The following is a 25007-nucleotide window of genomic DNA, read 5'->3' as shown; positions in this document are numbered from 1 at the left end:
CGTGCACCCGCGCGTCGTGATCGACGCCTGCGTTCAACAGTGCCGGACGACACCGACAATCGACGTGCTGTCGCATACCGAACAACCGCGTCTGAGACATCACTGCGTGAGCAGCGTCCGCAAATGCTCTTCCGCACGATGGACCGCGGCGGTCAAGTCGTGGGCTTGATCTCCGGTCAGGGCTCGTCGGCCGAGCCCTGAGCTGGCGAGCACGGCGGTGAGTTCGTGTTCCTGGTCTGTGGTGAGGTGGGCGCACAATGCCTGGTTCCGTAGCACATCGCGTGCGGCGTAGGCGTCAGTGAGCGCAGCGGCGACGACCGCCCCTCGCAACTGCGTGATTGTCACGGTGGAGCGGTCACCGGTCAGGCCCAGCGCGGTCAGACCCAGGCGGACTCGGAACGCTGCGGTGCTGGGCTCTCTGTCGTTCATCAGTGCAAGTGTCGTGTCCACTGCGGATTCGAGTTCGCCGTGAGGGACTGATGGCCTGGCCTGTGTGCAGGACAGTCGCAGGAGGTTTCCGACTGCTGTTTCCCAGGTTTCGGTGGGCACGGTGGAGTCGATCAGGGCTCTCGCCTGCGGGTGGAGGTCTTGTTCCAGCAGCGACATGATCTTGATTTGGCGGCCGTCGAGTAGCCGGGTTCCGATGCCACGATGGGCGGCGATCGTCTCAGCAGCGCGAGTCCAGCAGCCGGCGCGCGTCAGGGCGCGGGCGCCATCGATCAGCAGCGTGCGCCACAGATCCACACAAACCCGGCGGTGGTGCTCAACGGTGCAGGTCCAGGTCGGGAGGTCGACGTTCCGGCCGCGGATCGTGGCCATCTCGCGTTGTCGGGCTGCACAATAGAGACGTTGGAGCAGTTCGTAGGCCTCGGTGGGCTGGCCTTCGCGGATGAGCAGGCGTGCGATGTTGGTCAGTGGCATCAGCGCCATCACCGCAGCATCGGGGGTGAGGTCCGGCGGCTCGGTGAAGATCGTGTGCAGACGCCAGCAGAGGTCTTCAGCGAGGTCGGCAAGCCCGATGTCGGAGGCGATGAGGGCGGCGACGTTGATGACGCCGCTGGCGCGGGCCACCTGCTGGTGGTGGTCCGCGCCTGCGGGCCAGTCGGTCAGCGCGGTGAGCTCCGCGATCCGCGTTTCCAGGGGTAGCCCGAGTGGTTTGAGGCGGCGCACCAGGGGGATCTGTTCGGCGAGTGCGGGGTTCACGGCTGGGGCCACGGTCATCGCCAGTCGACGACCAGTCGGCTGTGGGGTTTGTCGATGACGAACCGGGGATCCGTGGCCTCGAGGAGGTCGCGGTGGTCGGCTGTGGTCATCCGGAAACCGGGTTCGGGGGCGTCGTTGCCTCGTTCGCGTGCCCAGGTGGCGAATTCGGTGGCGACCTGGTCGGCGAGCTCGTTGGCGCGGGGTCCGTGGCCGATGACGCCGGGCTCCCAATAACGGCCATCCTCGTCATCGCCTTCGCGGATGGTGAGGTAGGCGAGGCTGTCGCCCTCGAGCGCGGCCATGGAGCCCCATGCGAAATGCGGTGTGAAGCCTGGGCGCTGTCCGGGCATGCGGGACAAGCCGTTGGTCAGCGTGCAGGCAAGGTGCAGGTAGACCCATTCCCAGGAGAAGCCCTGGCGGAGCCTCATGTCGGTGTAGATCTTGTGCGAGGGTTGATCGAGGATGCCGCGCATCGCTTCCCGATCAACTTCCTGCTCGGTGTAGGTCTCCAAGAAAACGTCGCCGGGCCCGTCGTGGTGGACGATGGTGCGGACGTCGTCGGCGACGCCTTTGCGTAGCGGAATGAACGTGGCCATCTCGCAGGAGACCGTCTTCCACGTCAGGCCGTTGGCCTCGCGTTCGAAAGCGAACGACCGCGAGATCGATCCACGGATGCGCATGGGAATCACCAGCCGGCCACCAGGGGCAAGCTGATCCAGGACCTGGGTGGGGATGTCGCCTGCACCGACGGTGAACTGAAGCCGGTCAAACGGCGCCTGCTCAGGCAATCCCGCTGCGCCATCGCCCAGCAAGGCCGTCACGTTCTCAATACCGGCGGACGCCAGGTTGGCGGCCGCACCAGAGACCAGGTCTTCGTCGACGTCCACGGTCCACACATGCCCGCTGGGTCCGACGAGTCGGCCCAGCAGCGCGGCGTTGTAGCCGGTCGCAGCCCCCGCCTCCAGGACGCGGTGGCCAGGCTGTGGGGCGAGCTGTTCGAGTTGCGTCGCCACGATCGACGGGGCGGAGATGCAGGAGAGCGTTTCGCCATCGTCCGGGGCGCCTTTGATGGCGACGGTGCCCTCCCCATAGGCGGAGGCCAGGTCGGCATCGGGCACGAACGTGTGGCGTTCGACGGTGCGGAACGCGTCGATGATCTCCTGGGTCGTCAGGTGTCCGGATGCGGTCAGGCGGGAAACGAACTCCTCGCGGAGTTCGGCGGGGTCAGTGGTGATCATGTTGTTCATCCGCGGAAGGTTAGGGGCCGGCGAGCCCGTGTCCGAGGGCGACACGGTGGTCGAGACATCGCTGTCGAAGGTGGTGTGCTGGGCCAGCCACGCGACGGCGGCCTGCTCGGCAGGTGGGGTTCCCGCGCGGTTGAACGCGAAGATCGCGTGGTGAGCCAGCGCGGCGCGCAGGCCCCTGGTCAATCGCCCGGTAGAGGCGAGCTCGGCGAGCGCGCTCCCGGCAGCGGTGAAGGCGGTAACGCGCTCGGACCAGTGGTTTTCGGTGGTCTCGCGTTGAGCGGCATCGGCGTGCATCAGGCGCCGCATCGCAGCGAGTTGCGGGGCCCGTGCCTGCTCATCGGGTGGAGTGATCGACGGTCGAAGCGCGGCGAGGCGGGACCAGACATCACCGATCTCGAAGGGATCCAGTCTTGCGGCTCGGTGGAGCGTGGACAGCAGCAGGATGCAGCGTTCGCGGTTGCGCGAATCGCCGGTGGCAGCCAGCGCTGCCGGGCTGTCGGCGCAGAACAGCTCGTGGGCGATCGCCATGCCTTCCGCGCCACCGAAAGCCTCGACCTCCGGCTCATAGATTCCGGGCGCCCAGCCGGTCGCGTGCTGGTCGGCGACAAGCCGGTCGAGAACATCGGCGGTGGGCTTTTCGACGCGGAGCCGGAGCTTGCCTTCCTTGCGCAGGAAGTGGAACCGCTGCCCTTCCAACCCGGCGGCCAGGGCAGTTGCGGCCTCAGGGCTGATCCCGCTGGGGTCGGGGAAAGCGATGATCGCTTGCCACCACGACTCCTGATCGTTCGTCGTCGGCAGGTCCTCGTCATTCCAGGTCATCGGCGTTTCCTCGCTCCTGTTCAGCTCATGTGGGTTCGGTGGGTTAGGTGATCAGCAGTGCTCGGGTCCAGCCGGTCCGGTCCGTGCCGTCGACCGCGAGGAGCGCGCCGGTGCGGCCTTCGAGGAAGCCGGGCTTGTCGACGGTGTTCAGCTCATCTGCCAGCCGGTCCTCGAGGTACTCGAGGTGGACGGCGAAGCGCGCCGGGTGGGTGGCGTCGGCGGCGAGCGCGCGGGTGACCGTCAGCAGCCCAGCCCATCCGTGACACAGGGATGCGTCGGTCACCAGGCTGGTGCTTGCGGAGTCGGCGAGGGCAGCCACGGCGATCTCCTCCGCGGCATGGCATGCCGCCTCGTCTCCGGTGGCGAGTGCGGCCAGCTGCAGGCTGCGGGCGATCCCGAGCGCCCCGTAGCACCAGGATGGCCGCGCCGGTACCGAGCCGGGTGCGCATTTCGGCTCGGCGAGCTGGTCACGGGTCATCCAGTAGTAACCGCTGAAACGGCGCAACCAGTCAGCGAACACCTTGATCGCCTCATCACCGCCGGGAGGAGCGACTCCGTGCCGGACGGCGAGGGCCAGCAGCGCCAGCGGCCCGGCGATGCCGTGTGCAACGCCGTGGTTGCTGTGGCCACCGGGCACGGCGGCATCGTGTCCGAGCGTCTCGAGCGACCACCACCCAGGTAGCTCGGCGCCGTCGGCGAACTCGCCCGGGGGGACCGGGTGGGCCAGAGACACCAGATACGCCAATACCTCGGTCAGAGGTGGCGAGGGCTGTGGGCGAGCGAGGAGCAGTGCGCCGAGTCCGGTGAGGCCTCGGATGAGGTCGAATTCCGCCAAACTCGGTTGACGTCGGCTTCCTCGCCGTCGGACGGCGGAGGCCAGGCGGCTGGCCACGAGTCGATCGACCGCCTCATGAACCCCTGGCTCGGTCCGGCCGGCGCGGCCGAGCACGAATTCCAGGGCGGGGGCGCCGTGGAACAGGGACGCATTCGCACCGACGCTAACCCCGCCGTCGATCGCCTGCCGGAGCAATCGACGCGCGTGCTTGAGGTCGCCACGCTCGATCGGCAGCAGGGCCATTCCTAGGGCGTCTTCGGACAACGCCTGAGTCCGGGGTGAGGTCATCGGTTCGACCTCACTGGCACGACGATGCTGTGTGCGCGGCCATCGATCCAGCCATCGGCGTCCTCGGGCGGAGCGTCGTGCAGGACAGCCACCGGCGAAGTCCGTAGATGGGTACGCAACAGGTCCCGATCCATGTCTCGGCTGAGATCGAGCGGGAGGTGCTGATCGTCAGCGGCCAGCAGCACTCGCTCGCCTACCCCGGCTCGCTTCCGCCAGGCGTGCAGCGCATCCGTCCACTGAGCGGTCGATGCTTTCGATTCGGGTAGCGCGCTGGGGCGCAGCAGCCACCGGGCAGGGGTGAGGATGCTGCGTCGGTACCGCAAGGCCGGGGTGAACGGCAGTGTGAACGCCGCTCCCCAGTCGAACCACGTCACCTGTGGCGTGGCGGCTCGGCTGAGCTCGGCGAGGAACCGGGCGATCGGTGGGGTGTAGTTGTTCCACACGAAGTTGATCGCCGTCGGTGCCACGGGATCGATGCGCTGTCCGGTTGCAGCGACCGCGAGATACAGGTGCCCGTCGGAAAGGCCGACGACAAGATCGGCCGGGCGCAGAACCGTCTCGCCGCCGCCGCGGAATTCGCCGACGCTGAGGACGTCGGGCAGGACCTGGGGCGCACGGGTGAGCAAATCGGCATCGCTTCGGCACGAGTGAAACGACAACTGCGCGACCTTGGCTCCAGCTGTGACAGTCGGGAGATCGGCGGGGTATCCAGCCGCCTCCGGCAGGAGGTGCCAGAATCGGCCGGTCATCGACCCAGCCGCTCGCGACACCGTCTGCACGCGCAGCCGGAAACCGCCTCGCTGCAACGCGTCCCGAGAGCGCGACTGCACCTGTGCGCACACTTCGAAATGCGGTGCCGAGGTGGTCGGCGGCGGTCCTGCGGAGGCTTCGAGTTCCTCGAGCATCGCGCCGGTGACCTGCACCTCCCGGCGACCTTCGAGCGACGCGGATCCAGCAAGTTCCAGTAGCAGTCGGTCGCGTCGCGTCATCGTCCTCGGAGGCTCAGCGACTGATCCGAAACCCGCAGGAAGCCCCAGCCCGCGGTCAGGGTCGATGACGTGCTCCAGGCTGATCTCGACGCCCTCGCCCCACCGGTCGGCGAAGCGCTCAATGTAGTCACACCAAGCCGGTGTCCCCTGCGGATGCCGGGCAAGGCGCGCCAGCACAGTCGCCGCGGTCTCCACCTCAACCCCCACCGCCTCTGGCAGACGCACATCCGCGTCCAGCCGAACATCGCACGCATCCTTCCCAGCAGGCTCACTCCCGAGCGAGATCTCGTCGGCGGGCAGAACGCTGGCGGGGTCAACGACGGTGGCCGGAGCCCGTAGTGCCGAGCGCAGTAGCCCCACCCGCAGCAATTCGGCTACCAGCGAGGACCGCCGTTCAGGCGCGGTGTCTGGGAATTCGGCGGCGAGCTTGCCCAGCAACACCTCATGGCTGATCGGAGCTTGAGCTACATCCAGTACCACCGCCACAGCGGGAGTCACCGCCAGCGAGAACTCCGAGGCACCTTCGGCGGGAACGTAGACACGGTCGGCTCGCACCTGCGCAAACGGGTTGACCCGCACCTCGACTGTAGCCATCAGCGCAGCGTCGGATTCACACGAAGCGATGCGAGCAGCCACCGCGTGCGGCGCGGATCGAGCGACGATCTCGTGGGCGTCGCCGATCTGCACCTGCGCGGACTCACCGAACTCAAAGCGCGCAACCCCTGCGAACAGGCCGAACGGTGTGGCCCGATGTCCATACCGGATGGCGAAGCGGGCGAGTGCAAGAGCGGCCCGCCGAGCCCGTCGCACGTCCGGCGACTGGCCTGCCAACACCGCCTCCACTCGATGCGCCAAATCCGGGCTCGTGCTGCTCACCGCATGCTGGAATTCCTCGTCGGCCCACACCGGCGCCATCCAGGCCTGCCACTGCGCGACCGTGCCGCCCGGTCCCGGCCACTCAGGCAACGGTGGCGCTTTGACGTGGGTTGCGGCACGTAGCAGCGCAGCGCCCGCACGCCGATACGACCGCGCTCGCGACCGCGTCATCACTCACCAACTCCTTGATGCCAGACCAACCAGAACCGGACAGCGCTACTGCGGCAGGGCTACGAGGTCGTGCACGCACTCGGGCAGGAGGAACCACACCCGTCCCCCGTGCTGCACATCAACACCGTCTCGGCTGCAGGCGTCCCCTCAATGAGAGTGATGTCGAGGTCAAAGGGGTCGCCTCCAGCCTCAAGATCGTTCGTGTCGATGCTGCTGAGGTGGTCAATCGCCGGAGATCTCATCACTTTCCTTTCGCTGGTGTGGGTGAACTGGACCGTCGACGAGGACTACGTGAAGCCCTCCGCCGACGTAGGAGCGGTCATCACGTGAGGCGGACCTCAGTGCCGGACGGTGCGGACGAGGAGCTCGTCTCGGTGGAGATGACCAGCGGTGGCCGGAGCACGTCAGCGAGCTTGACCAACACATCCGCCAGAAGCGCACGACGCTCTGGAGTGCCACGACCAGCCGGCAGATCGAATGCCATCGAGTCGATCTCCCACTGCACCTCCCGCAGCAACACGGCGAGCTGAGCGTCATCGACATGCCCTTGCTGCGATACAAGGCGACGGAGCAAACTCGGCTCAGCCGACGTTCGTTCAGCTCTTGTCAGCTGTGACATAGGCACATCCCCCGGTAGACGAGCATCGCCGTCTCGTGACGATCACGTCCTCACCGTGCCCGTCACGCAGGACGGACTGGAAGACCGCGACGCACCGGAAGTGATCGGTTCTGATCAGTCACCCCGGGCCCGATACTCTGATCACAGCAACGCCGTGCTGGGAGGAATCTGCGTGACCCGCGATCTGACGTGGAGCCCGCACGAAGTCAAGGTGCTGCGGGAGGTCCAGCACCTCAGTCAACGTTCCTTCGCCGAGCACCTCGGGTTCGCCCAGAGCACCGTCGCGAACTGGGAGAAAGCCACCCGTAACGGCAGCCTGCATCACGAGACACAAGAAGTTCTCAATCGTGCGCTCGACAACCTTTCCGCCGAGCATCGGGAGCGGTTCGACCGCCAATGCTCCAACTCCCCACGCAAGCTGGGCGTGGGATCGGCAACACGCACCCGTCACGTCATCGACTCGCTCAGCGATGTCGCATCCCCGTTGCCGTACTACGCGCCGGCGAGCACAGTCGAAGCGTTCCGTTCGTTCCTGTCCTCGGCCACACGGGTCTTCCTTCTCGCCGGGCCCGCTGGAACAGGGAAAACACAGCTGACACACCATCTCGCCGACCAGCTTGCAAACGACGCGGACCTCCAGCTATTCGCGGTGACTGAGTGGACCGACGAGCATGTCGACCTGGCTAGCGAGGTTCTTCGTTATGCATCGATCCCTCCTGGCCAGGATGCTCTCCTCACCCTCGAAAAGCATTGCGCTGGGCTTTCACGGCCCTGTGTCGTGATCATCGATGGCGTAGCCAACGACCACGATGTCGCGTTCATCGGTCGCCAAGTCGAAGCTATCCTCCGCCAAGTCACGACCTCGCATCTGCGGTTCCTGATTGCAATACGGACCCCGCTGGCCGTTGAAACCACGGCGTACCCGTTGGTGCACGCCAATATCTACACTCCAACGAAAAGCCCGTCGGCTCGATACAGCGTTGAACTTGCCCGGTGGACCCCGGCGGAAGCGCGCTCGCTCTGGGACCAGGCTCGAACAGAACAGACGACGCCGTACGACCAGCTTCCCCGCGGCATTCAGAATCTTGTCCTGACACCGGTCTACCTGCGGCTCGCCTTGACTGCCTCGCTGCAGACACCGAAGGGCGACCTCAACCTGTACGCGCTTCTTGATCAGTGCGTTCGCACGATCATCGGAAACAGTGACGCTGTCGCCGTCATGTCGCTGCTGACTGACCACGCCTACCTTCAGTACCGCGAGGAGCTTCCAGCCACGATGCCCGAGGCCACACCCGGGCTCACGCACGTGAACGCGACTCGGCACGCGGTTCTGCTGGCGGATGTCACGAGGAACATCGCTTGCGAGTGCAACGGCCGGTTCGAGTTCACCCACGACATACTTCGCGAGTTTTTCGTCAGCACAGCCATTTCCGACTACCTTCACGCTCAAGGCCGGTGCCTCGCCAGCGTTAGAACGCTCAACGACCTGGCGAAGCGCGCGGTCACCTCAGGTATCGCCCGGAACATCATCGAGCTGGTGTTCCAACGGCTCGACAACATCGCTCCCGATTTGCTCGGGTACGTAGCCACAGCACCGGCCACCGCGGTGGAAACGACGTTGCCACTGTTGATGGCCGCGGCCGACGGCAGCAGGTTTGCAGCCCCGGAATTGCTGCGTCAAGTCGTGCTTCGGGCTGAGCGTGAATCGTCGCTGGACTTGTGCCGGTCCCTACTTCACGTCCGATCCGTTGCCACGGCGCTCGGGTCCGAGCTTGCTGCCTGGCTTGTTGCTCTCCTACGCCACTTCGAAACTTCCTTGTGGCCCGACATCACCAGGTTCGTCGAGCACACCTTCGGTATCGCTGAATCCCGCGACTTGGTCGACGCCACAGACCTGACGGTCGGTGACGAGGCGATCTTCATCGCACGGCACTTCTACCTCTTCGCAATCGCCACGGACATCCTGCAGCTAGACGCGTTTCTCGGTCATTCGAACTGGCGGGTCCGTGCCGCGCTCGCGGAGGGAATCAGTGACGACCGTGCCCCGCTCGATGTCTCGACACACAACGTTCTCGAACAGCTCGCCCACGACCCCGACTACAAAGTCCGCTCCGCCGCGGCGCGCGCTGCTACCCGCTTGACTGGAACCACAGCACAACGCCACGTCGCCACCCTCCTACACGACGACAATTGGCACGTCCGCGAGCTCGTACTCCGCAGTCTGGATCACCGCGCTGCTCATTGCCCAGATGACGCACTCGTCCACACCGCCGTCGCCGCCGCTGATCCCAGCTGGCAACACTGCCCTCAACATGTGCGGCCAAGCTGGCACAGGCTTCACATCCTGCTCGGCACCGGCACCGGACCCGGACGAAATGATGACCCCCGTGCACTTCTGACCATCCTCAGAGAAATCCGCACCGGCTATCTAGAGCTCTCGACGACACGCGTCCGCGACATCGCGCACAGGGCGCAACGCAGCGATCACTGGCTCGTTCGTCAAGAAGCAGACCACCTGATCACGGAGATCCACCAACAGCGCACCAGCGAGAACTCCTTGCGGAATCACGAGCGATTCCGTAGGACACGCGACACCCGCGCAGTCCAGATCGCCCTCGACGTCCACGACGTCGATCAGGCCATTGGAATCGCACAGGCTGCAGTCAAGGCCGGGGCGGACTTCGTCGAGATCGGCGATCCCCTGATCAAGGAAGCCGGCGTCAGCGCAATCGAACAGGTCAAAACCGCGGTCCCTGACGCAACGATCGTCGCCGAGATGATGTCCGCAGACTGGGGACGCGACCAGGTGCTGCTTGCTGCAGAGGCAGGCGCAGACATCGTCCTACTCATCGGCCCGGCCACCAAAGCCAGCGTGAGCGCAGCAGTAGACGCTGGCCAGCGTCTCGGTATCCCGATCCTGCTCGACGCCCCCACCAACACGACCAGACAATGGGTCACCGACATGGAACGCGCCGGAGTCGACGGATTCGCCATCACCACCAACATCGACGTCGGCATAGGCAGCGCCACCGCTTTCGAAACAGCTCAAACACTGCGCTCCTGGACACGATTGCCCGTCGCCGTCAGCGGCGGATTCAGCGTCGCCGACCACACCCAACTCGCCACCGCGGACTGGGACATCCTGATCGTGGGCCGCAGCGTGACCGATGCCGTCGACCCCACCACGGCCGCAGCCCACATCGTCGAACTCGCCCATCAGACCGGAAGGCACGCATGAAAACCCGGCCCCTCAGCCAGAACGACATCCCCGCCATCATCGATCTGATGGAACTCGGTACGCCCTTCGTCCGCCCCCGCACGGAATCCGACTATTGGCTCTACGCCAACCTGTTCTCCAGCACCTGCCCAGTCGCCGTCGACGGTGACGAACTCGTGGGAGCGATCATCGCCTTCCGCAGCCAAGACCACCCCGACGACATCTACATCCAAGACGTCGTCGCGCACCCCGAACACCGCCGCCGCGGCGTCACTACCGCACTGCTCAACAGCGTCCGAGACGCAGCCGTCAGTTTCACCTGCTCGCGACTGTATCTGACTTCCGAACCCGAGAACGCACCCGCCCACCACACGTGGACGCGGCGCGGATTCACCAACGTCGCCGGCGACCGCACCCTGAACGGCATCTCGGTGATCTCCGACTACAAGGGAGCCGGCAAGCACCGAGCCGTCTACGAGCTTCAGCTCGCGTAGAGCACACCGACGGAACTCCACGCAACGCTCGAAAAGAACGAGCAGGTCACACGACTACAACTTCCGTCGGCACGGTGTCCTGGTCGAGTTCACCCCGGACGACGCCATGGATGAAGGCGGCTACCTTCACGTCGGTGAAAGTCAGTTCGATCAGCGCACCGTTACGACGGAAGGTGTAGTCCTCGCGACCTTTCACGATCTCTAAGCACATGTCGCCGGACTCGCCTTCCCGAACAGCGCCGAAGTAGCCCGCTTCCCCGGTGACCCTCACAACATCCAGGAAGGCGTCGCAACGCCAAAGTCCTGCGCACCTGCCGCAAGTACCTCCACCACATACAGAACAGCCGTCTTCGAGGGCGAGGGCGAACTCAGCCAAGCCCAACTCATCCGCCTCCAAGAGATCGCGGCGCATTTCGCCGACATCTACGGCGCCTCGGTGTCGAAAGACACGATCTCGACCATCACCGACAAAGTCGTCGCCGAAATGGACGCATGGTCCGACCGGCCGTTGGATGCCGTGTACGCGGCGGTGTTCATCGACACGATCCATGTGAAGGTCCGTGACGACCATGTCGCCAACCGGCCCGTCTACGCCGCGATCGGCGTGACCCTGGACAGCCGCAAGGACGTCCTGGCCCTGTCCATGGGCACCGGCGGCGGTGAGGGCGCAAAGTTCTGGCCGAGCGTCCTCATCGGCCTGAAAAACCGTGGCATCAAGGATGCCTTCTTCCTCGTTTGTGACGGACTGAGAGGATTCCCCGAGGTGGTCGCGAACGTGTGGCCGCAGACCATCGTGCAAACCTGCATCATTCACCTGATCCGCAACTCGTTCCGCCTCGTGTCACGAAAACACTGGGATGAGCTCAAACGCGACCTCGCGCCGATTTACACCGCCTCCTCGCCAGAGGTCGCGGAAGCAGCATTGGACGAACTCGACGACAAATGGGGAACACGCCATGCGTCGGTGATCCGCCTGTGGCGTAGCGCGTGGCAGAAATTCATCCCGTTACTCGACTATGACATCGATATCCGGAGGAGGATCTGTTCCATGAACGCGATCGAATCGCTCAACGCCCGGTACCGGCGGGCCGTGCGGGCACGAGGACATTTCCCCACCGAACAGGCCACCATGAAGTTCCTCTACCTCGTCACACGTATCCTGGACCCGACCGGTACCGGACGGGCACGTTGGACCCAACGCTGGAAACCCGTGATCAACGCTTTCCGATCATATTCAGCGACCGCTGGCCAGCCGCGGAAACCTACTAACCCCACCGCCGAAAACACCGCTCAAGCGATAGACCCCCAACGCAGCCTGGATGTCGTGTTCGGCTTGGGTGTGCTCGTCGTCGGTGTAGGGGTGTCGGACCGTGCGTTTGGTGGGCCGGTAGTGCACGATCGCGCCTTGCACGTCGACCCGGAGCCGGAGCCCTGAACGTGAGCCGAACGCCGGTTGAAGATTCGTCGTACCGCGTCTCCATCGACAAGACTATCGGCGTGCCTGCCGACAGCCTGAAGACGAATTACACCGAAAGATGATCTCCGAGTGAACTACCGGCCGCCCGCGTGGGCAAGCCGCACACCATTCCCGTGATCAGCGATATGACCGTTGCCCTGGGACTGAGCCGACACGAGCGCGGGCCTGCCAAGCCTCACGGCGAACAGGCCCGCGCGGCACCTGGTGGTCCTCAGTCAGCCCTCGTAGCGCCCCGCCTTGAGCGCGCTGAGGAACGCGGCCCACTGTGAGCCGGTCGTGACGAGGTATCCGCCGGCGCGGTTCTTCGTGTCCCGCACGGCACGGCTGTTGTCTGCGGCGAAACCAACTTCGACGCATGCGCCGTTATTACCGCCGCTGCGGCTGCTCTTGCGCCAAGAGACGCCGGGAAGTTCCGGGGTGGTCATGCCGTACCCCTCTCGTTTCTTTGTCACAGCGCCTTGCTCACCTGCTTGATGAGCTCGCGCGTCTCGTCCTCGGACAGCGCCAACTCGTCGAGCTGTCGCACCATCAGGGTATAGCGCTCGATGTCGCCGGGGTCCTCCTGGTATACGCCGCCGCGGTCGTTCTCTACGTATGAAAACGCAGGTCGAGGCTCTTCCGGGAACTGCATCATGATGAACGGGCCAGCCATCGCCGCGTAAGCACCCGCGCCGAACGGTACGACGCGAAGCGTGACGTAATCGAGCTTCGACGAGTCGACCAGGTGCTCCAACTGCTCGCGCATCGCGTCGGCGGAGCCGACAACGTGCCTGACCACAGCTTCACTGATGTAGAGGTGCAGGTGCGGCGGTGACACAGCACCGAGCCGCGTTTGCCGTTCTTGCCGAAGCTCGACGGAGCGAGCCACCTCGCTGTCGTCGGCGTGCGGACGGACGGCACGAGAGATCGCCGCGATGTAAGCAGCGGTTTGAAGCTGTCCAGGAACGAACTCGTTCTCGTACTCCCAGATGTCGACGGCATCGGCTTCGAGGCTGACGAACTGCTTGAACCAGTCGGGAACCGTGTCGCGGTAGGCCGCCCACCAGCCGCGTTGCTCCGACTCACGAGCGAGCCGAAGCAAGTTGTCGAGTGTCCCAGCGTCGAGGTCGTAGAGCTGACACAACAACCGGACATGCGGTTGCTTGATCGCCTGCCGACCGAGCTCGATCTTGCTCAGCGTGGGCTCAGCTACTCCGATCCACTCGGCAGCGTCCTTCCGGCTTTTACCTGCGTCAACTCGAAGTTGGCGAAGCATCGCTCCGAGCTGACGCCGCCGCACGCTCGGTCCGGTCGGTTTCGTCATGTTCCGCAGTCTGCCACGGCCACAACGCGGCACTACCGCCCCCGCGACCACATCTACAAGACCTCAATTACAGGAACACGCCTCAGGACCGTTGCTGAAGGAACGTTCCTATGGCATCGTTCCTCGACAATGGAGGTGGCGATGCATCCGAGATCAAGTTCCGGAGGTCTGGGACCGGCTGTCTTCTGGGTGGTCCCTCGGCGTGAGTGGGTGAGGCACGCAATCACGGTGGCGCCGTCCGAGTGCGCGGTGAACAGCTCGACGCGGGCGATGTGCGGCGCGGTGGTGACGCTGCGGCTGCCGACTCCGAACGAGCGGCTACCGAAGACGAGATCGGTCACACGGCGGTGCTCAGCCTGCGCCGCATCGACAACGGAAACGCGCGACGTCGTCTGGGACTCCTGAACTGCACATCGCCGAGGCGAGACCTCGACTCAGCGATCAGTCCAAACCTACGAAGGAATTGTCGACAGGAAGGGAGCAGCCGATGCCACGAACAAGTGCCTGGTGGCGGCGCTGGTGGAGATCAGCCGCTAGCGCGTGTACGCGTGCAGCAGCTAGTGGAGGTGGATGTCGCGGTGTCGACCGTTGTGCTCGTGGTGGTGCTGGCCGTGATCGCGCTGGCGGTAACCGCATTGACGATGTTCGCGTAGCTCCGATCCTCGGGCTGGAGTGGGTACGGCTGTGCAAGGGGTCGCAGTGGCACCGAGCGGGGGCGACCTGCGCTCCGCGCTCGGATGCGGTGACGAGGTTTGAAGGCGGCGCCCCGCCGCGTGCGGGTGGGTACGTGATCTGCCTGGAGTGCGCGTTCGACTCAGGAATCGGCGAGCTCGCGGCCAGTTATGTGCCTGCACCCAGCGGCGAGATCACTCGCGAGTTGCCAGTAGTGGCAGCCGCCGGTGTTGGCGTCGTGGAATCCGCTTCGGCTCCGGGACGACACAGCGTGGACGCGCCAACTGGTCCGATTCCACGGCTGCGTGTGGTCCCCGGTTCGCCGAGGCATCGGTTGAAGCAGGACGCGGAGGGCCCCGGCAGCGCCTATCTGCCGGGCACCTCCGCGTCCAGCGCCGAGGGTATCGCTTCGGCTGCCTGATGTGGATCAGTTCAGAAGTTTCGCGCGAATCGAGGTCATTGATGTTGCTAGCAGCACATGTTCCGGTCCGGTCGGCGCAGCCCAGCGCGGGCGAGGTCGTCGAGCACGCACGGCGAGTACAGGAGCGGCTCAACGCAGCTGTCGAGTGCTTGCTGCTACCGAAGGCGGTGACGGACGAGGAGTGCACCAAGTTGGCGGCGGCACTGCGGGGGTTGGCGAAGACGCTCGACCGGCACGCCGTCTACGCCCGTCCCGCCCCGGTTCCGTCGTCGCATTCGGGAATGCGGGTTTACCCAGGCCAGCAGCGGTGATCGAGGCATTCGCCGTGCTCGCACCGGTGACCATCACTGGCGTGGGAAATCCCGCTGGTCCGTGATCCGCGGAAACGACGAACCACTTCCGGCTCCCCGGTCACGGCCCAGGCGTGGAAGAGCTGACCGGGGTGTACCGGCACCCGATTTCGCTGCATAGCGCAGCGGCCCCTCGACGGGTGCCGGCCGCAGGCCGGGTGGCGTGCTCCCCCGAGCGCCATCCGGTCCGGCCCGGCCGCACGGTCCCCCGACGTTGTTTCGGTCGTGCGGCCGGGTCACCACTCCCATGCATTTCAGGCGCAGCCGCGGCTTTCCTCTCGTCCAACGTTTTCGAGAGTGCGTTGCTGAACAGCGCACGCAGGTAAGGGCTGCTCCTACCCACCCCGAATACACAATGGCGGTTCCCCATGCCCGAACGAACCTATGGGCTGCCCTGCGCGTGGCACTACGTGCGGCAGCAGGACATCACCATCCGCTGGGGCCGACCCGACGGAGTCTTCAGCGTGCACCGCGGAGACCAACGTGGCGGGCGCGACAACCACACCCTCCTCACCACCGTCCCGGTCTCGCAGGCGTGGCTCGACGCCAACGAAGTCGCCCGCAAAGCCAGCGCATGGGCGAAGGCCAATCCTGAACCTCTTCGGGGAGAACGCCGATGAATGCTCACAACCGGCTCGCTGGGCTGAACCTCGACGCCAAGCTCAGTTCGATCGAGCTGCTCGTGGCGCGGCTCGTGGCCTGCGGGCTTACTGATCACGCCATCGCGCGCAGCATCTACCGCAGCGAAAACACCATCAAATGCCACGTCCGGAGGCTGCTGCGCAAGACCGGTACTGCCAGCCGATACGAGCTCGTGGCCTGGCTGTACGAAGCGGGGCACTTGCAGCCCGGCGCGCGCACCTTCGTCGAGCCAGCACGACGGCCGGTGACACCGCAGCTCTCAGCCGAGCACCTCTCGGAGCGTATACGCACGCTGCGCGTGATCAACGCGGTGCACACCCAACTGAATTCCGCGCTGCCCCATCTCGGATCCCTCTGACAACCGCTGGGAGGACATCGTGCCCCATGCCCGTATCGTTGCTTCGATTTCCGCAAACGTCCCGGAACGCTGGCGGGGACTCAACTTCGATGCCGTTCTAACGAACCTCGATCTCGAACTGGCCCAACTGCTGGTCCACGGTCGGACCAACAGCGCCATCGCAACGGCGATGAACATCAGTGGCGACAAAGTCAAAGAACGCATTCGCCACTTGTTCCACAAGACCGGCGCCGAGCGCCGCACCCACATCGTCGTGTGGATGTACGAGACCGGCCGGATGGTTCCCGGCCTGCCGTACCTGCACGCAGCCCACGCAATCACCCGGCCACCGACTGCCGAACAAGCCGCGCGGCAGCAGTTGGCCACGGTGCGAAAACACCTCACCACCACTCGCAGCGAACTCGACTTCATCGCCCACGCACTCGACCCAGGCCATCACAACCGCACGGATCGGCTCGCTCAACAGCCACCAGCACGTTCCCACAGCTCGCATTCTCGGCACGGTGGCTCATGAACGACGGGATCCGATTGGTCGTGCTGGACGGCGAGCTTCTCGGCACCGTCGCGGGCCAACAACTGGGTGCCGCGTTGACGGCAGCCTCGCCGCTCGCTGCTGCCACGGTCGCCGATGTTCTACGTCGCACGCTGCTTCCGCGTGCCCAGACCACCCCAGACCTCATTCAGCAACTGGCCACCGAACTAGCACTGCCGCCAAAGAAAGTTCGGACTCTGTTGCACGCTCCCCGGCCATTGCTGCTCGTACCCACCGCGCGAGCGCTGCTTACCGGGCTCCGGGACGCCTGCCCGAACACGCTGATCGTGGTCTGCGCCAACCTCGCCGCAGCCGACACCGGCCACGGCGACCTCATCCGCGCCGAGCTCGGTCCACTGCTCGATGCGACCCATTTCTCCTTCCGCACCGGACACACCACTGGTTCGGGCCCGGACCTCTACGAGTTCCTCTCCGACTGCCACCAAGTCGCGGTGGCCGAGATGATCCACGTCAGTCATCACCTCCACGACCTGCACATCGCTCTGCTCGCTGGTTGCCGTGCCCTACACATCAGCTCTGGCCCCGACCAGCCTCCGGGCCCAGCCGGACTCGACCGCTACCGGGCCACCGCGGATCTCCTTACCGCGATCACCGAATTACAGCGGTGGATCCCCGCCAGCCAACCTCGCCCCACACTGCCGGTGCGCGCCGCCGCCCTCGTCCGCAACACCGCCGGCGAACTCCTCATCGTCCGCGGGCCCGATGACGAGAAGTTCTGCTTCCCTGGCGGACGCTGCAAATCCCTCGGCCCAGACGCACCTCCACAAGCAATGGTTCGCGAACTCCACGAGCAGCTTCGGCTCAGCGTGACCCCTGGGCGGCTTCTTTGGGCAGGGTCTTCGGAATCCGAAACCTCCACCGGCGAGAGCAAGATTCACTTCTTGTTCGAGGCCCACCTCCGCGGCACCACCGTGCCCGACCCCGATCCCACCGAGATCGCTGACTACTGCTGGGCCACCAACAACGACGCCTTGCATCTGCTGCACGCATCCGAAGCAGACCGGCTCGTCCGCATCACCCGCGGACAACACCACGGCTGGCAACGCCGCCGTCCACCCGCCCACCTGACTGACACCGGTTTTCGCTGCTAGAGAGGATCATTTCGGGCCGCTCTCCTACGGTGTCGAGTTCGTCCCCGACCGCAGACCGGCAAGATGAGAGCCCTACCAGGAGTCGATGCCTGCTCGAAGAACTCTCCGCAGGTGCCGTAAACACCCAACGCCGCGCGTGGGATCCCCATTCGCTACGACGACGTCCGCATCGAGGCCAGGGCGGATTTCGCCGGTAACGTCGCCCAGCCCTATGTGGCGAGCGCTGGTGGTGGTGGCAAGTTCGATGATGTCGGCCTGGGGAAAGCCGATGTGCTCGTAGAGTTCGAGTGTGCTGACGGGGTCACCGTGCTGGGAGATGGGGACTCCGGCGTCGCTTCCGAAGATCAGAGGAACGTCATGGCGCCGAAGCCACCGCAGCCGGTCGGCGATGGCCTCGGCGCGTTGCGGGCCGAGCATGTCCCACATGCGTCGCCATCCGCTCGGTAGCGCGGGCGAAGCGGCGACACCGTCCAGGGCCATGCGGTCGGCTAGGTCATCGTCGAGGGCGGCGGCTCCGTCGTTGCCGTGAAAGGTGCAGTGTTCGACGGTGGCGACTCCTGCTTCGACTGCCGCGGCGATGGCGTCGGTGGTGTAGGCGTGGACCGCGGCCGGGAGACCGGCTGCGCGAGCTTCGCTGGTGATCAAGCGGAGTTGCTCGGAGGTGAACTGGGCGTCGGTCATACCGGGGCCGCCAGGAGTCATCTGCCCGCCGTTGCCCATGATTTTGATCAGGTCGGTGCCGATTCGAGCGTTGTGCCGGACGTTCGCGCGGATCGACTCGGCGGAGTCGACTTCACCGCCGAGGAACCAGCAATGTCCGCCCTTCGGCGTCACCGGCGCCCCTGCGGCCAGGATGCGCGGGCCGGTGGACTCACCGCGCTTGATCGCGTCGCGGAGACTCGTGATCAGGCCTCGCCTATCACCCAGGTCTCGGACCGTGGTCACGCCCGCAAACAGATGCTCATGCGCCCGCTGCTGCATGGCGGCAAGCAACTCGTCGTCGGACGACGACTGAAGTGCGCTAACAGGGTCGGGGCTGGCGTCGAATGCCAGGTGCACGTGGCAGTTGATCAGTCCAGGAAGGATGGTCGCGTCGGGGTAGTCGTATCGGTCAGCGGTCGGTGAAGCGTGGCGTTCGACCTCCGACGGCGTTCCCACGGCGGCGATTTTTCCGCCGTCGATCAGCAGCGCACCTGGGGCGAATTGTCGATCAGTAGGCCCGGTCAACAGCTGGGAGGCGGTGAGGATCTGCTGCACGGGTGAAACCGTACCGGCCGTGTTCGCGACGTTCTTGCGGTTTGCCTTGGTACTTCTACACTGCCGAGAGGAGGACCCATGGTTACCCCTTTTGGAGTAGTCCGAGAATGGCAGCTTCGGTGGCAGTGCCGCCGCCTCTTGCGCGAGCTCGACGTGTCGGCGCCCTTGGATGTTCGAGACCTATGCCAGCGCATCGGTGAGGCGCGGGCGCGCCCTATCGAGCTTTACGCCTACCCGATCGAGGTGCCTGGCCCCTTCGGGTTGTGGTTTCACATGCGGGATCGGGATGCGATCTTCTTCCAACGGGAAGACGTGCGCTGGCATCAAGATCACATCATCCTGCACGAGCTCGGACACATACTCGGCAATCATCCCAGTGATGCCGAGGTGTTCGATCCGGTGACTGCGGCGATTCGCGAGAATCCGCCTGCGGGGCTCGACTGGGGTGATGACGAGAAGGGCGAACATCGACGGCGACGTTCCTGCTACGACGTCCGCTACGAACGCGAAGCGGAACTGCACGCCACGATCATCCAGGAGTGGGGCTCCGTTCTCACCACTACGCCGCCAGTGACCGAGGAGCCGGCCGTTCAGCGGATCAGCGCGACCTTGTCGCATCACCAGGGCTGGCGCTGATGCTCGTCTTCACGGTGCTGCTATGGGCGGCCACGGCAGTGAAAGTGTTCCAGCTGCTCAGGGCACCTGATGATCCTATGCTGCGCACCGTGGCCGGTGGACTCGCCGCAGCAGCGCTGGCTTTCACGGCCGGGCGTGCGCCGGTCGAAGCCGGACTCAACAGGATCACGCTCGGGCTGCCTAGCTTGCTGCAGAACATCGGGATGAACCTGGCGTTCCTCACGCTCCTGGCGTTCTTCGTGTACAGCAGTCACGGCCGCGACAGCGCCGCTCGGGAGATGCGCTGGCACCGCGCCGTCGTTCTCGTAGTGCTGGTGCTGCTGTGCCTGGTCTGGATGACCGCGCCCGCAGCCGTTCGAGCCGCTCCGCGGGACGCAGCAGGAGACGGTGTCGTACACGGCGCGCTCTTCCAGCTCTGCTCGGTCGCCGCGCTGCTGTACTCCTTGATCGCCGCGGTTCCCCACGCGGCTCGCCGTGCTCGCCGGGTCCAGCAGCGGCACCTGCGGATCGGGCTACGCATCGTCGCGGTCGGCCTGGGCGCAGCGGTAGTCGCCAACCTCCTTTCAGCCAGCTCCACAGTGAGCGGCCTCCTCCTCGGAGCCGGTAACGAGGTCGTGCCGTGGCTTCGCCTGGTCTATCTCGGGGCCATCGTCGTCGCCATTCCTGGCTTGGCGATCGGGCTCTCCCTGCCGATCCTGGTGAGCATGACGGCGGCGGTCCCGTTGTGGCGGCGGCACTGGCAGGAGTACCGCGCGCTCCGCCCGTTGTGGAAACGGGTGCACCGGGCTTTCCCCAAGGTGGCCTTGCGCCGTCCGATCGGCGCAGTGCGGCCGTGGAGCATCCATGCGCGCCGCTACCGCCGCGCCTGCGAGATTCGAGACGGGTTGCTCATGCTGGCCCCGTACTACCCCGTTCACTCCGGCGCGGCGTCATCGACGATAGACACTCACGCTGCCATTGTTGAGGAAGCCCTGCGAGCCAGAGCGGAGGCTCTCGAAGACGGCAGCGAGGCGATCGGCGGACCGATCACAACTCCGATCCCCCAAGGTGAGAACACCAAGACCCTGGATGACGACATCCGCTGGCTAGTAGAGCTCTCGCAGGCCATCTACCGACCAGGCGCGACGCCAGCGGTTCAATCCTGAGCCGAGTCGACACTCTTCAACGCGTCCAGCATTGCCAGGATCTGTTGCCGCTGACGCGGACTAGCTTCCCCCGCCCGCATGGCGATCGCGCGGACATCCCGGTCGGCGAGCTGCTCGGCCAACGACACGTCCTCATTCGATGACGCCGCATCATCGCCGGCCAGGAAGCTCACCGTGACCGACGGCGCGTCCGGACCGCGGTGTTCGTTGAAAAACCCGGTCAACGCGGTGAGCACGTTCAGACCCGGATTGGTGTTGCGACCGTTGCGCAACCCGTCGATGTAGCTCTTGGACAGCCCCGTGCGCTCGGCGACGTACTGGTTGGAGAACCGGCGTCGCCGGCCTGCCTCATCAACATAAGTGCTCTCGTCGAACAGGCCGCGCAACCGCGCCACGAACACGGGCTGCCCGTGCTCTGTCGCATTCACCCTGCGCATCTGCCCTCCTCCGTAGCGCGACGCCCCCAGCGCCCCGCGCTTCATGATCTCAGTATAGAGGGTCAGATTCTCACGACAACACCGCACACCGGGTTGATGACTCGACATAGTGGGTTTACTCTGGCCATCAGCTCAACATAGTGAGCTAAATGAAGGATCTGGCCGGTCGGCCTGCACACGCTCCCCTGCACGGAGCGCTGCTCACACAGGTTGCCAAGCCCCGGCCAAGACCGCCAACCACTCCACATCTGTCGAGATCGCAAAGGACACCGCTATGTCACGGAAGATCGCGAAGTTGCTCACCACCGCTCTGGCGCTGGATTGGTCCGTTGCCAGACTGCCCGTCCACGGACGTTTCTCAACCAGGGCTTCTGAAGATCTCGGCTCCCTGCGCACGTACGTTTCCGAACTACAGCAGCGGACCGAGTTCTGGCGCCACTACGCCGAAGTCCTCGAAGCTGAGCTTGCGGCGGCGAGTGCGCGAGCTTGGGACGTAGTGGCCGAAGTCCCGCTGCGCTCGACGTGGGAGTCCCTGGTGGAGGCTCGCCTTCGTGGGGAGCCCGAACGCACGGCGGTGGTGTGGGCCGACCTCGACCGTTTCAAGGAGGTCAACGACTCCCACGGGCACCTTGCCGGGGACGCGGTACTGCGGGAGGTCGCACGTCGGCTGGAGGCGGTGTTCATGGCACGAGCGCCCGTGGTCACCCGCCTTGGAGGCGATGAGTTCGGGGTCGTCGTCCGCGACTTCGTGGCCTCCGACCTAGCAAGGTTCGGCAAGAAGATGTCGGAGCCGATCGATTTGCCGCATGGCAGAAAGATTCAGGTAAGCGCGTCGGTCGGAGTCGCCATAGCTACCGATGTCCATGACGGTGGCGAGTTGGAAGACCTGCTGCGAGTCGCGGAAACCGCCGCCTACGCAGAGAAGCATGCCGCCCCGAGGCAGGAGAGCTCGCGGGCGGACCGGCAGAGCGCGGTGCTGGGAGGTGTGCGGTGATAGCGCGGGCGGACTACGGGAGCACTCATGATCACGATGCTCTGGGGCTTGACGGCAACTGCGCTCGTGGCGGTGAACGTGATGTCCTGGTTGCCACGGTGGTGGATTCCGGCGGCGGCAGGGGCAGTGCTGGCGTTGCTGTCGGTACTGGTGCAGGTGCGGTTCGGCGCGGACCCGGCACTTGCGGCGTGGTGGTGGCTGGCGGTGACCGGCGTGGTGCTGGCGCTGATCGACTCGCTGCACCATCGACTGCCACATCCATGGACGGCGAGCTTGCTGATCGGCGGATTGGTGATCTTCGGCAGCGTCCGACCGGACGCACTTCCCCGGTTGGTGGCCGCGAGTGCGGTGATACTGCTGGTGGGTGTGCTCGTGCAGTGCGTATTGCCTGGACAGGTTGGTTTCGGGGACACGCTGTTGCTGGTGGCGTTGGCTCCGTACTGGGCATGGTCGGGCTGGCACACCGTCTTGGCTGGGGTCATCACGGCACATCTCGTGCTCGGGGCCTGCGCCGCGACGGCGTGGTTGGCCGGAGTTCGAGGGCCGAGTGCACGGGTCGCGGCCGGGCCCGGATTATTGCTGGGCGCGTGGCTTCCGCTGCTGGCGTGAAGTTCGGTATCGGCGCAGCCTTGCTAGCGGTAGCGGTCGCGACGAGTTGCGCTCAAGCACCGCCACCGGTGCCGTCGGAGCAACCGATCGCTCCGCCCCCGCAAGCCAGCGCCCAATTCGGCGGCGGGCAGCGCGAGGTCATAGAGGATTACACGGCTTTTTGGAAGGTGACGCGGCGGCTTCCCCAGCGTCCGCCTGAGCGGTGGCGCCCAGAGCTGGAGCAGGTCGCGGCCGGAACGATGGCCGAGACCATCCTGGACAACCTCGCACTCCAACGTGATCGGGGCATCACCCTCTACGGCGAGGTTCACCAGCGAATCACTGACGTCCGTCTCACCGGGGACAGCGCGGTCGTGACCGATTGCCAGGACTCCAGCGGATCCGGCCAGGCAGATGCCGTTTCCGGGGAGCCGAAGACGGCCGGGGTGGCCCGTAATGCCGTGTCCGGCACGGTCGAACGCGGCCCAGACGGCACGTGGCGCGTCACGCGGATCGACTACCCGCAAGGAGGCTGCTGATGCCGCACACGCGTTTCGTCTTCACGGCGCTCGCCGCCCTCCACAGCACGATTCTGCTCGCGCCTCCGGTCTTCGCTGACGGCGTCGTGGTCAGCCTGGGCGACGCCGACGGGCTCTACGGTTCCCCATCGATCGACCTCGGCGCCTTCACCGGCGGCACGGCCCCGAACTCGGGCCACCATGATTCGACACAGCCAGGCAACACTGAGATCGGTGTGCCTGAGCCACCGCCGGGATTGAGCTGGTCAGCAGGAAGCGGGGTGGAATTTGGCGCCCGAAAAACTAACGTCCGAGGAAAATGTACAAGACTCGAAGCTTGCGCTCTCATAGAAGTTAGCGCCGGTGAAGTCCGCTTTCTTTACCGAGCAGGAGCTCGCGTGGAAACTCACCAGAGTTGCCTGACTCAGATCGATGTCAATGTCAGGCCAGAAAGTGGACTCAGGATCCCCGCTCCTCGGAGATCTGAGGTGGTCGGCAAGAATCCTCTGAACTGTAAGCCTAACCTGAAGCTCTTCTTGCGCACTCGAAGGTTCGGGGTCAGAATTTTTCACGTCAAGTCGATTTGTCGATTCTTTGTTTTGTCTTTAAGCGACGCTCGACGCGGCGGAACAAATGGCATCCGCAGGTAGGCGCATAGCAAGTTCACGATAGCTTGGCGATGCTCCGCATAGTTCTGCGGTAGTCTTTCCAACGCATAAAGACCGTTCAAGCGTGCAGGAGTATTCGAACTGCCAAGCTACTCTCCTGCTTTTGCCTGGAGTTCGGTAATTCTTCTTTCGAGGGCATCATGCCTGTTGTCGATTGCCATTATTTCGGCTGTGCGCTGCCGCCTCGCGGTCAATAGGAGAGCCGCGGCGCCGCCGGTGCCAAGGGCAATACTTGCAGCCGTTCGGATTGCATCAAGTTTAGCTCGGTCGCTAGCGCTCCCACTGCCAAAAAACCACAGAAGGGCGCTAACGGCCATAATCGATACGATCACGAGGCAGAATCCCGACCAGGCAATCGCTTTACGGGTCAGAGGTTCGCGCTCGTCCGTTGGAGTCCCCACGCGTAACATTGTGCACCATCCGACGCGGTTCGTGTGCTGTACTCGCACTGTTCAGGATGGTCGAATGCCAACACGTCACTTTAGCAGGGCTAGCGTCGTACGCTCTCCAGTGGCGCACTGAACACCTCGCGTTCAAAATCCCTGTACGGCCGAGCGCTAGAAGGATTTCCCACTTGTGCCCCTGCCCCGCGCTGCGTAGTTCTAGGACGACCGAGGTTTTGGGGCTGTCTGGTACAGCGGCGGAGATGTTCATTTGCTCATCGACCCCGCCATGCGCGTAAGCAAACCAGCGTTCTCGGCAGTCCTCTCGGTTGCCCCACCTTCCCTCCACGGGCACCGCTATGACGGCTTTCAGATTCGATAGTCCCAGTGCAGCTCATACGGCTGGCAGCTCGAACCGTGTAGTTAGCGTGCAAGAACGGCCTCGGACACGTGGGGGTTCAAGTCCCTAGGGACTTGAACCTTTCTACTCGGCTGACCTTGTAGTGGACAGATTGTGCGAGGGCAGGGCAGCCAAGAACTCGGAGACGATCACCGGCACGTCCGCGATTCGTCGCTCGACATAGCCGTGCACCCGCTTCGTCTCCACAGCGCACCCTGGCCAGGCCACCGGCCCCGGCAGAGTCGACGCGCGGACCACGATCACCCCTGCATTCTCCTCAACCCCCTGGATGACCAGGAAAGACAATCCCGAGAACACCAACGCCAGAAATTGATCAACATCGCACCAGTGTCACC

General features: G+C 64.9%; 25 protein-coding genes and 1 pseudogene. 15 read left to right on the top strand and 11 right to left on the bottom strand.

Annotated features, from left to right (window positions below; all coding sequences use genetic code 11):
• Positions 1 to 99: 99 nt before the first annotated feature.
• The 5 genes from OOZ19_RS04395 to fxlA are packed head-to-tail and all read right to left on the bottom strand — an operon-like array spanning position 100 to position 6580.
• Positions 100 to 1203, bottom strand: coding sequence for a hypothetical protein (locus OOZ19_RS04395; protein ID WP_266088492.1), 1104 nt, complete (start codon positions 1201 to 1203; stop codon positions 100 to 102).
• A 14-nt stretch (positions 1204 to 1217) separates the two neighbouring features.
• Positions 1218 to 3269 carry a methyltransferase, FxLD system gene (gene fxlM, locus OOZ19_RS04390; protein ID WP_266088490.1) on the bottom strand — a complete coding sequence of 684 codons (2052 nt, stop codon included), beginning with the start codon at positions 3267 to 3269 and terminating at the stop codon, positions 1218 to 1220.
• Positions 3270 to 3312: 43 nt separating this feature from the next.
• A complete protein-coding gene (locus OOZ19_RS04385; RefSeq protein WP_266088488.1) occupies positions 3313 to 4392 on the bottom strand; it encodes a lanthionine synthetase C family protein in 1080 nt (359 codons plus the stop codon).
• Positions 4389 to 6428 carry a lantibiotic dehydratase family protein gene (locus OOZ19_RS04380; RefSeq protein WP_266088859.1) on the bottom strand — a complete coding sequence of 680 codons (2040 nt, stop codon included), beginning with the start codon at positions 6426 to 6428 and terminating at the stop codon, positions 4389 to 4391. Before OOZ19_RS04380 ends, OOZ19_RS04385 begins: the two co-directional genes overlap by 4 nt.
• A 59-nt stretch (positions 6429 to 6487) precedes the next feature.
• A complete protein-coding gene (fxlA, locus tag OOZ19_RS30105) occupies positions 6488 to 6580 on the bottom strand; it encodes an FxLD family lanthipeptide (RefSeq protein WP_416309396.1) in 93 nt (30 codons plus the stop codon).
• On the opposite strand from fxlA, the gene OOZ19_RS04375 reads away from it, so the two are divergent.
• The gene (locus tag OOZ19_RS04375) at positions 6537 to 6758 is read left to right on the top strand and encodes a hypothetical protein (protein WP_266088486.1); all 222 of its coding nucleotides are present in this window, start codon (positions 6537 to 6539) and stop codon (positions 6756 to 6758) included. The genes fxlA and OOZ19_RS04375 overlap by 44 nt on opposite strands.
• Here OOZ19_RS04375 and OOZ19_RS04370 read toward each other — a convergent pair.
• On the bottom strand, positions 6751 to 6948 hold the full coding sequence (locus OOZ19_RS04370; protein WP_266088484.1) for a hypothetical protein: 198 nt from the start codon (positions 6946 to 6948) through the stop codon (positions 6751 to 6753). The genes OOZ19_RS04375 and OOZ19_RS04370 overlap by 8 nt on opposite strands.
• Before the next feature lie 154 nt (positions 6949 to 7102).
• On the opposite strand from OOZ19_RS04370, the gene OOZ19_RS04365 reads away from it, so the two are divergent.
• Positions 7103 to 10285 carry an orotidine 5'-phosphate decarboxylase / HUMPS family protein gene (locus tag OOZ19_RS04365; RefSeq protein ID WP_266088482.1) on the top strand — a complete coding sequence of 1061 codons (3183 nt, stop codon included), beginning with the start codon at positions 7103 to 7105 and terminating at the stop codon, positions 10283 to 10285.
• Positions 10282 to 10758 (top strand): GNAT family N-acetyltransferase, encoded by a 477-nt coding sequence (locus OOZ19_RS04360; RefSeq protein ID WP_266088480.1) that lies wholly within the window; start codon positions 10282 to 10284, stop codon positions 10756 to 10758. The genes OOZ19_RS04365 and OOZ19_RS04360 overlap by 4 nt, the downstream gene beginning before the upstream one ends.
• 46 nt (positions 10759 to 10804) lie before the next feature.
• Here OOZ19_RS04360 and OOZ19_RS04355 read toward each other — a convergent pair whose 3' ends face one another.
• Positions 10805 to 11134, bottom strand: a complete 330-nt coding sequence (locus OOZ19_RS04355) for a hypothetical protein (RefSeq protein ID WP_266088479.1) — start codon at positions 11132 to 11134, stop codon at positions 10805 to 10807.
• Positions 11135 to 11155: 21 nt separating this feature from the next.
• On the opposite strand from OOZ19_RS04355, the pseudogene OOZ19_RS04350 reads away from it, so the two are divergent.
• Positions 11156 to 12027 (top strand): annotated as a pseudogene (locus OOZ19_RS04350) (IS256 family transposase); the annotation flags it as partial.
• A gap of 423 nt (positions 12028 to 12450) precedes the next feature.
• On the opposite strand, the gene OOZ19_RS04345 reads toward OOZ19_RS04350, so the two are convergent.
• A complete protein-coding gene (locus OOZ19_RS04345) occupies positions 12451 to 12660 on the bottom strand; it encodes a DUF397 domain-containing protein (protein ID WP_266088477.1) in 210 nt (69 codons plus the stop codon).
• A gap of 23 nt (positions 12661 to 12683) precedes the next feature.
• The gene (locus OOZ19_RS04340; RefSeq protein WP_266088475.1) at positions 12684 to 13538 is read right to left on the bottom strand and encodes a helix-turn-helix domain-containing protein; all 855 of its coding nucleotides are present in this window, start codon (positions 13536 to 13538) and stop codon (positions 12684 to 12686) included.
• Positions 13539 to 14672: 1134 nt separating this feature from the next.
• Between OOZ19_RS04340 and OOZ19_RS04335 the strand changes: the two genes are divergently transcribed.
• The 5 genes from OOZ19_RS04335 to OOZ19_RS04315 all read left to right on the top strand — a co-directional run bounded on the left by OOZ19_RS04335 (position 14673) and on the right by OOZ19_RS04315 (position 17625).
• Positions 14673 to 14942, top strand: coding sequence for a hypothetical protein (locus tag OOZ19_RS04335; RefSeq protein WP_266088473.1), 270 nt, complete (start codon positions 14673 to 14675; stop codon positions 14940 to 14942).
• 407 nt (positions 14943 to 15349) lie between these two features.
• Positions 15350 to 15601, top strand: coding sequence for a hypothetical protein (locus tag OOZ19_RS04330; RefSeq protein ID WP_266088471.1), 252 nt, complete (start codon positions 15350 to 15352; stop codon positions 15599 to 15601).
• Positions 15598 to 15981 (top strand): helix-turn-helix domain-containing protein, encoded by a 384-nt coding sequence (locus OOZ19_RS04325; protein WP_266088469.1) that lies wholly within the window; start codon positions 15598 to 15600, stop codon positions 15979 to 15981. Before OOZ19_RS04330 ends, OOZ19_RS04325 begins: the two co-directional genes overlap by 4 nt.
• A gap of 19 nt (positions 15982 to 16000) precedes the next feature.
• Positions 16001 to 16495, top strand: coding sequence for a response regulator transcription factor (locus OOZ19_RS04320; protein ID WP_266088467.1), 495 nt, complete (start codon positions 16001 to 16003; stop codon positions 16493 to 16495).
• Complete coding sequence (locus tag OOZ19_RS04315) at positions 16492 to 17625, top strand: NUDIX hydrolase (RefSeq protein ID WP_266088465.1); 1134 nt, start codon at positions 16492 to 16494, stop codon at positions 17623 to 17625. Before OOZ19_RS04320 ends, OOZ19_RS04315 begins: the two co-directional genes overlap by 4 nt.
• 72 nt (positions 17626 to 17697) lie before the next feature.
• Here the strand turns inward: OOZ19_RS04315 and OOZ19_RS04310 are convergent, their stop codons facing one another.
• Positions 17698 to 18882 carry an amidohydrolase family protein gene (locus OOZ19_RS04310; protein ID WP_266088463.1) on the bottom strand — a complete coding sequence of 395 codons (1185 nt, stop codon included), beginning with the start codon at positions 18880 to 18882 and terminating at the stop codon, positions 17698 to 17700.
• 138 nt (positions 18883 to 19020) lie between these two features.
• Between OOZ19_RS04310 and OOZ19_RS04305 the strand changes: the two genes are divergently transcribed.
• On the top strand, positions 19021 to 19518 hold the full coding sequence (locus OOZ19_RS04305; RefSeq protein ID WP_266088461.1) for a hypothetical protein: 498 nt from the start codon (positions 19021 to 19023) through the stop codon (positions 19516 to 19518).
• Complete coding sequence (locus OOZ19_RS04300) at positions 19518 to 20663, top strand: MAB_1171c family putative transporter (protein ID WP_266088459.1); 1146 nt, start codon at positions 19518 to 19520, stop codon at positions 20661 to 20663. The genes OOZ19_RS04305 and OOZ19_RS04300 overlap by 1 nt, the downstream gene beginning before the upstream one ends.
• Here the strand turns inward: OOZ19_RS04300 and OOZ19_RS04295 are convergent.
• Positions 20654 to 21145 (bottom strand): helix-turn-helix domain-containing protein, encoded by a 492-nt coding sequence (locus OOZ19_RS04295; protein ID WP_266088457.1) that lies wholly within the window; start codon positions 21143 to 21145, stop codon positions 20654 to 20656. The two genes, OOZ19_RS04300 and OOZ19_RS04295, sit on opposite strands and share 10 nt — an antisense overlap.
• A gap of 229 nt (positions 21146 to 21374) precedes the next feature.
• Between OOZ19_RS04295 and OOZ19_RS04290 the strand changes: the two genes are divergently transcribed.
• The 4 genes from OOZ19_RS04290 to OOZ19_RS30240 are packed head-to-tail and all read left to right on the top strand — an operon-like array spanning position 21375 to position 23850.
• Positions 21375 to 22094, top strand: a complete 720-nt coding sequence (locus tag OOZ19_RS04290; protein WP_266088455.1) for a GGDEF domain-containing protein — start codon at positions 21375 to 21377, stop codon at positions 22092 to 22094.
• A 27-nt stretch (positions 22095 to 22121) separates the two neighbouring features.
• A complete protein-coding gene (locus OOZ19_RS04285) occupies positions 22122 to 22703 on the top strand; it encodes a prepilin peptidase (RefSeq protein ID WP_266088453.1) in 582 nt (193 codons plus the stop codon).
• Positions 22700 to 23221 (top strand): hypothetical protein, encoded by a 522-nt coding sequence (locus OOZ19_RS04280; protein ID WP_266088451.1) that lies wholly within the window; start codon positions 22700 to 22702, stop codon positions 23219 to 23221. The genes OOZ19_RS04285 and OOZ19_RS04280 overlap by 4 nt, the downstream gene beginning before the upstream one ends.
• Positions 23221 to 23850: a hypothetical protein gene (locus tag OOZ19_RS30240; RefSeq protein WP_266088449.1), complete on the top strand. Its 630-nt coding sequence runs from the start codon at positions 23221 to 23223 to the stop codon at positions 23848 to 23850. Before OOZ19_RS04280 ends, OOZ19_RS30240 begins: the two co-directional genes overlap by 1 nt.
• Positions 23851 to 25007: the final 1157 nt, after the last annotated feature.

Origin of the sequence: Saccharopolyspora sp. NFXS83, from assembly GCF_026241095.1 — a bacterium.
GTDB lineage: Bacteria > Actinomycetota > Actinomycetes > Mycobacteriales > Pseudonocardiaceae > Saccharopolyspora_C.
Note: the sequence above shows the minus strand (reverse complement) of the source record. Positions and strands in the feature narration are given on the sequence as shown.

Excerpts from the sequence above, each read along its gene's own strand:
- fxlM (WP_266088490.1), bottom strand. The coding sequence starts at position 3,269 with ATGACCTGGAATGACGAGGACCTGCCGACGACGAACGATCAGGAGTCG.
- OOZ19_RS04385 (WP_266088488.1), bottom strand. The coding sequence starts at position 4,392 with ATGACCTCACCCCGGACTCAGGCGTTGTCCGAAGACGCCCTAGGAATG.
- OOZ19_RS04380 (WP_266088859.1), bottom strand. The coding sequence starts at position 6,428 with ATGACGCGGTCGCGAGCGCGGTCGTATCGGCGTGCGGGCGCTGCGCTG.
- OOZ19_RS04360 (WP_266088480.1), top strand. The coding sequence starts at position 10,282 with ATGAAAACCCGGCCCCTCAGCCAGAACGACATCCCCGCCATCATCGAT.
- OOZ19_RS04345 (WP_266088477.1), bottom strand. The coding sequence starts at position 12,660 with ATGACCACCCCGGAACTTCCCGGCGTCTCTTGGCGCAAGAGCAGCCGC.
- OOZ19_RS04340 (WP_266088475.1), bottom strand. The coding sequence starts at position 13,538 with ATGACGAAACCGACCGGACCGAGCGTGCGGCGGCGTCAGCTCGGAGCG.
- OOZ19_RS04335 (WP_266088473.1), top strand. The coding sequence starts at position 14,673 with ATGTTGCTAGCAGCACATGTTCCGGTCCGGTCGGCGCAGCCCAGCGCG.
- OOZ19_RS04330 (WP_266088471.1), top strand. The coding sequence starts at position 15,350 with ATGCCCGAACGAACCTATGGGCTGCCCTGCGCGTGGCACTACGTGCGG.
- OOZ19_RS04325 (WP_266088469.1), top strand. The coding sequence starts at position 15,598 with ATGAATGCTCACAACCGGCTCGCTGGGCTGAACCTCGACGCCAAGCTC.
- OOZ19_RS04315 (WP_266088465.1), top strand. The coding sequence starts at position 16,492 with ATGAACGACGGGATCCGATTGGTCGTGCTGGACGGCGAGCTTCTCGGC.
- OOZ19_RS04300 (WP_266088459.1), top strand. The coding sequence starts at position 19,518 with ATGCTCGTCTTCACGGTGCTGCTATGGGCGGCCACGGCAGTGAAAGTG.
- OOZ19_RS04295 (WP_266088457.1), bottom strand. The coding sequence starts at position 21,145 with ATGAAGCGCGGGGCGCTGGGGGCGTCGCGCTACGGAGGAGGGCAGATG.
- OOZ19_RS04290 (WP_266088455.1), top strand. The coding sequence starts at position 21,375 with ATGTCACGGAAGATCGCGAAGTTGCTCACCACCGCTCTGGCGCTGGAT.
- OOZ19_RS04285 (WP_266088453.1), top strand. The coding sequence starts at position 22,122 with ATGATCACGATGCTCTGGGGCTTGACGGCAACTGCGCTCGTGGCGGTG.
- OOZ19_RS30240 (WP_266088449.1), top strand. The coding sequence starts at position 23,221 with ATGCCGCACACGCGTTTCGTCTTCACGGCGCTCGCCGCCCTCCACAGC.